Origin of the sequence: Phycicoccus jejuensis (genome assembly GCF_000720925.1) — a bacterium.
In the GTDB taxonomy this organism is placed as follows: domain Bacteria; phylum Actinomycetota; class Actinomycetes; order Actinomycetales; family Dermatophilaceae; genus Phycicoccus; species Phycicoccus jejuensis.
Genome location: NZ_JOEE01000020.1, coordinates 1 through 5,461 on the forward strand (window position 1 = coordinate 1; position 5,461 = coordinate 5,461).

Consider the following 5,461-nt stretch of genomic DNA (forward strand, 5'->3'; position numbering starts at 1 on the left):
GGGGGTGGGAGTGGTGCCGAGTTTTTCCTTTGGTTGATGACGAACAAACAGCTTTTGCTGGTTGTTCGTGCTCAGCCGGGTTTCACACGATCTCGTGTGTATGAGTTGTCCACTGGGTGCCCTTGCGGGGCTTGGTGGATGTGTATTCATCAACGGAGAGTTTGATCCTGGCTCAGGACGAACGCTGGCGGCGTGCTTAACACATGCAAGTCGAACGGTGACCTGAGGTGCTTGCACCTTGGTGATCAGTGGCGAACGGGTGAGTAACACGTGAGTAACCTGCCCCAGACTCTGGAATAACCCCGGGAAACCGGAGCTAATACCGGATACGACATCAGGCCGCATGGTCATGGTGTGGAAAGTTTTTCGGTCTGGGATGGGCTCGCGGCCTATCAGCTTGTTGGTGAGGTAGTGGCTCACCAAGGCGACGACGGGTAGCCGGCCTGAGAGGGCGACCGGCCACACTGGGACTGAGACACGGCCCAGACTCCTACGGGAGGCAGCAGTGGGGAATATTGCACAATGGGCGAAAGCCTGATGCAGCGACGCCGCGTGAGGGATGACGGCCTTCGGGTTGTAAACCTCTTTCAGCAGGGAAGAAGCGCAAGTGACGGTACCTGCAGAAGAAGCACCGGCTAACTACGTGCCAGCAGCCGCGGTAATACGTAGGGTGCGAGCGTTGTCCGGAATTATTGGGCGTAAAGAGCTTGTAGGCGGTTTGTCGCGTCTGCCGTGAAAATCCGGGGCTCAACCCCGGACTTGCGGTGGGTACGGGCAGACTAGAGTGTGGTAGGGGAGACTGGAATTCCTGGTGTAGCGGTGAAATGCGCAGATATCAGGAGGAACACCGATGGCGAAGGCAGGTCTCTGGGCCATAACTGACGCTGAGAAGCGAAAGCGTGGGGAGCGAACAGGATTAGATACCCTGGTAGTCCACGCCGTAAACGTTGGGAACTAGGTGTGGGTCTCATTCCACGAGATCCGTGCCGCAGCTAACGCATTAAGTTCCCCGCCTGGGGAGTACGGCCGCAAGGCTAAAACTCAAAGGAATTGACGGGGGCCCGCACAAGCGGCGGAGCATGTGGATTAATTCGATGCAACGCGAAGAACCTTACCAAGGCTTGACATATGCGAGAACGCGGCAGAGATGTCGTTCTCTTTGGACACTCGTATACAGGTGGTGCATGGTTGTCGTCAGCTCGTGTCGTGAGATGTTGGGTTAAGTCCCGCAACGAGCGCAACCCTCGTTCCATGTTGCCAGCGCGTAATGGCGGGGACTCATGGGAGACTGCCGGGGTCAACTCGGAGGAAGGTGGGGACGACGTCAAATCATCATGCCCCTTATGTCTTGGGCTTCACACATGCTACAATGGCCGGTACAAAGGGCTGCGAAACCGCGAGGTGGAGCGAATCCCAAAAAACCGGTCTCAGTTCGGATTGGGGTCTGCAACTCGACCCCATGAAGTCGGAGTCGCTAGTAATCGCAGATCAGCAACGCTGCGGTGAATACGTTCCCGGGCCTTGTACACACCGCCCGTCAAGTCACGAAAGTCGGTAACACCCGAAGCCGGTGGCCCAACCCTTGTGGAGGGAGCTGTCGAAGGTGGGACTGGCGATTGGGACTAAGTCGTAACAAGGTAGCCGTACCGGAAGGTGCGGCTGGATCACCTCCTTTCTAAGGAGCACTGGCCGGATGCCCCCTGGGTGTCTGGTCCATGTAACGCCCGGTCTGTCCCCGAGTGTGGGGCAGCGGGTGCTCTGGGTGGAACATCGATTCTGGCACCGTGGACCTGGTGGTCCTCGCTAGTACGGCTCGCTCTTCGGGGTGGGTGTGGAACGCGGGGGGGCATCATGGGGCGCGGTGCCTGACACGTTGTTGGGTCCTGAGGGTTCGGGCCCGCCGGCTTGATGCTGGTGGTGTTCCCCCTCGGGCCGTCACTCCTGCCGTTGCGGTGGGGTGGGGCTGTCGGACCTTCGTCGCGGTCGAACCGCCGAGCAGCTGCTTGGTAGGCGCCGGGTACGGCGAGGGCCCGCCCGTATGTTGAGAACTACACAGTGGACGCGAGCATCTTAAAATCTTTGTGCATCAAGTTTTTAAGGGCACACGGTGGATGCCTTGGCACCAGGAACCGAAGAAGGACGTAGGAATCTGCGATAAGCCTCGGGGAGTCGATAACCAGACTGTGATCCGAGGATTTCCGAATGGGGAAACCCGGCTGGAGGCAAGTCCAGTCACTCCCGCCTGAATATATAGGGCGGGTAGAGGGAACGTGGGGAAGTGAAACATCTCAGTACCCACAGGAAGAGAAAGCAACCGCGATTCCGTGAGTAGTGGCGAGCGAAAGCGGAAGAGGCTAAACCGTATCTGTGTGAGAGCTGTCAGGCGTTGCAGGTACGGGGTCGTGGGACTTTTCGGACGAGGCTGACACCTTGTCATGGAGTCAGAAAATCGTGTCATAGTCGAAGGACATTGAAAGGTCCGGCACAGAGGGTGCGACCCCCGTAGACGAAATGTCATGATCTCCAGAGAAGTATCCCAAGTAGCACGGGGCCCGAGAAATCCCGTGTGAATCTGGCGGGACCACCCGCTAAGCCTAAATATTCCCTGGTGACCGATAGCGGACAAGTACCGTGAGGGAAAGGTGAAAAGTACCCCGGGAGGGGAGTGAAATAGATCCTGAAACCGTGTGCCTACAATCCGTCGGAGCCTCCTTGTGGGGTGACGGCGTGCCTTTTGAAGAATGAGCCTGCGAGTTAGTGCTCAGTGGCGAGGTTAACCCGTGTGGGGAAGCCGTAGCGAAAGCGAGTCCGAACAGGGCGATTGAGTCGCTGGGTCTAGACCCGAAGCGGAGTGATCTACCCATGGCCAGGTTGAAGCGACGGTAAGACGTCGTGGAGGACCGAACCCACTTAGGTTGAAAACTGAGGGGATGAGCTGTGGGTAGGGGTGAAAGGCCAATCAAACTCCGTGATAGCTGGTTCTCCCCGAAATGCATTTAGGTGCAGCGTCACGTGTTTCTTACCGGAGGTAGAGCTACTGGATAGCCGATGGGCCTCACCAGGTTACTGACGTTAGCCAAACTCCGAATGCCGGTAAGTGAGAGCGTGGCAGTGAGACTGCGGGGGATAAGCTCCGTAGTCGAGAGGGAAACAGCCCAGATCACCAGCTAAGGTCCCTAAGCGTGTGCTAAGTGGGAAAGGATGTGGAGTTGCATTGACAACCAGGAGGTTGGCTTAGAAGCAGCCACCCTTTAAAGAGTGCGTAATAGCTCACTGGTCAAGTGATTCCGCGCCGACAATGTAGCGGGGCTCAAGCACACCACCGAAGCTGTGGCATTGACACTTTGCCCGGCCACCACGCCTGCGGGTTGGTGGTCCAAGCGTGTCGATGGGTAGGGGAGCGTCGTGTGGCCAGGGAAGCGGCGGAGTGATCCAGCCGTGGAGGCCACACGAGTGAGAATGCAGGCATGAGTAGCGAATGACGGGTGAGAAACCCGTCCGCCGAATAACCAAGGGTTCCAGGGTCAAGCTAATCTGCCCTGGGTAAGTCGGGACCTAAGGCGAGGCCGACAGGCGTAGTCGATGGACATCCGGTTGATATTCCGGAACCGGCGAAGAACCGCCCATGACGAACCTTCTGATGCTAAACGCCTGAAACCGGCCACTGCCGCCCGTCTTCGGATGGGTGGTCGGCCGGCGGAACGCGTGACCCGAGGTTGTAGTAGTCAAGCGATGGAGAGACGCAGGAAGGTAGCCTCCGCGTGGCGATGGTAGTCCACGTCCAAGGGTGTAGGGAGTGACATAGGCAAATCCGTGTCACACATATCCTGAGACCTGATAGTGACCGCGAATGCGGGAAGCAGGGTGATCCTATGCTGCCAAGAAAATCTTCTAGCGAGGTTCGAGCCGCCCGTACCCCAAACCGACTCAGGTGGTTAGGTAGAGAATACCAAGGCGATCGAGTGAATCGTGGTTAAGGAATTCGGCAAAATGCCCCCGTAACTTCGGGAGAAGGGGGGCCCGGACCCTGAAGGAGCTTGCCTCCTAGGGTGAAGGGCCGCAGAGACCAGGGAGAAGCGACTGTTTACTAAAAACACAGGTCCGTGCGAAGTCGCAAGACGATGTATACGGACTGACGCCTGCCCGGTGCTGGAAGGTTAAGAGGACGGGTTAGATCCCTTGAGGGTCGAAGCTCAGAATTTAAGCCCCAGTAAACGGCGGTGGTAACTATAACCATCCTAAGGTAGCGAAATTCCTTGTCGGGTAAGTTCCGACCTGCACGAATGGCGTAACGACTTCTCCACTGTCTCAACCGCGAACTCGGCGAAATTGCACTACGAGTAAAGATGCTCGTTACGCGCAGAAGGACGGAAAGACCCCGGGACCTTTACTATAGCTTGGTATTGGTGTTCGGTACGGCTTGTGTAGGATAGGTGGGAGACTGTGAAGCATGCACGCCAGTGTGTGTGGAGTCAACGTTGAAATACCACTCTGGTCGTTCTGGATATCTAACCTCGGTCCGTGATCCGGATCAGGGACAGTGCCTGGTGGGTAGTTTAACTGGGGCGGTTGCCTCCTAAAATGTAACGGAGGCGCTCAAAGGTTCCCTCAGCCTGGTTGGCAATCAGGTGTCGAGTGTAAGTACACAAGGGAGCTTGACTGCGAGACTGACAGGTCGAGCAGGGACGAAAGTCGGAACTAGTGACCCGGCGGTGGCTTGTGGAAGCGCCGTCGCTCAACGGATAAAAGGTACCCCGGGGATAACAGGCTGATCTTGCCCAAGAGTCCATATCGACGGCATGGTTTGGCACCTCGATGTCGGCTCGTCGCATCCTGGGGGTGGAGTTGCTCCCAAGGGTTGGGCTGTTCGCCCATTAAAGCGGTACGCGAGCTGGGTTTAGAACGTCGTGAGACAGTTCGGTCCCTATCCTCTGTGCGCGTAGGAAACTTGAGAAGGGCTGTCCCTAGTACGAGAGGACCGGGATGGACGAACCTCTGGTGTGTCAGTTGTCCTGCCAAGGGCACCGCTGATTAGCTACGTTCGGAAGTGATAACCGCTGAAAGCATCTAAGCGGGAAGCACGCTTCAAGATGAGGTTTCCATGGGACTTGTTCCCGAGAGGCTCCCGGCTAGACGACCGGGTTGATAGGCCAGATGTGGAAGTGCAGCAATGCATGCAGCTGACTGGTACTAATAAGCCGACAACTTGATACACACCCAAAGATTCTTTGCGTGTTCGCGTCCACTGTGCAGTTCCCGAGATACGGTCGGGAACCCGATTGAGATCTCCATAGAGTTTCGGCTGTCATAGCGAAGGGGAAACGCCCGGCTCCATTCCGAACCCGGAAGCTAAGCCCTTCAGCGCCGATGGTACTGCACTGGTGACGGTGTGGGAGAGTAGGACGCAGCCGGACAACCATTCCAGAAAGGGCCCACCAACACACTTGGTGGGCCCTTTCTC

At 57.1% G+C, this 5,461-nt stretch carries 3 rRNA genes; all 3 read left to right on the forward strand.

Annotated elements, in window-relative coordinates:
• Positions 1-149: 149 nt before the first annotated feature.
• A 16S ribosomal RNA gene (locus IG69_RS0119255) occupies positions 150-1,675 on the forward strand.
• A gap of 409 nt (positions 1,676-2,084) precedes the next feature.
• A 23S ribosomal RNA gene (locus IG69_RS0119260) occupies positions 2,085-5,214 on the forward strand.
• An 83-nt stretch (positions 5,215-5,297) separates the two neighbouring features.
• Positions 5,298-5,414, forward strand: a 5S ribosomal RNA gene (gene rrf, locus IG69_RS0119265).
• Together the 16S, 23S and 5S rRNA genes form the textbook arrangement of a ribosomal RNA operon.
• Positions 5,415-5,461: the final 47 nt, after the last annotated feature.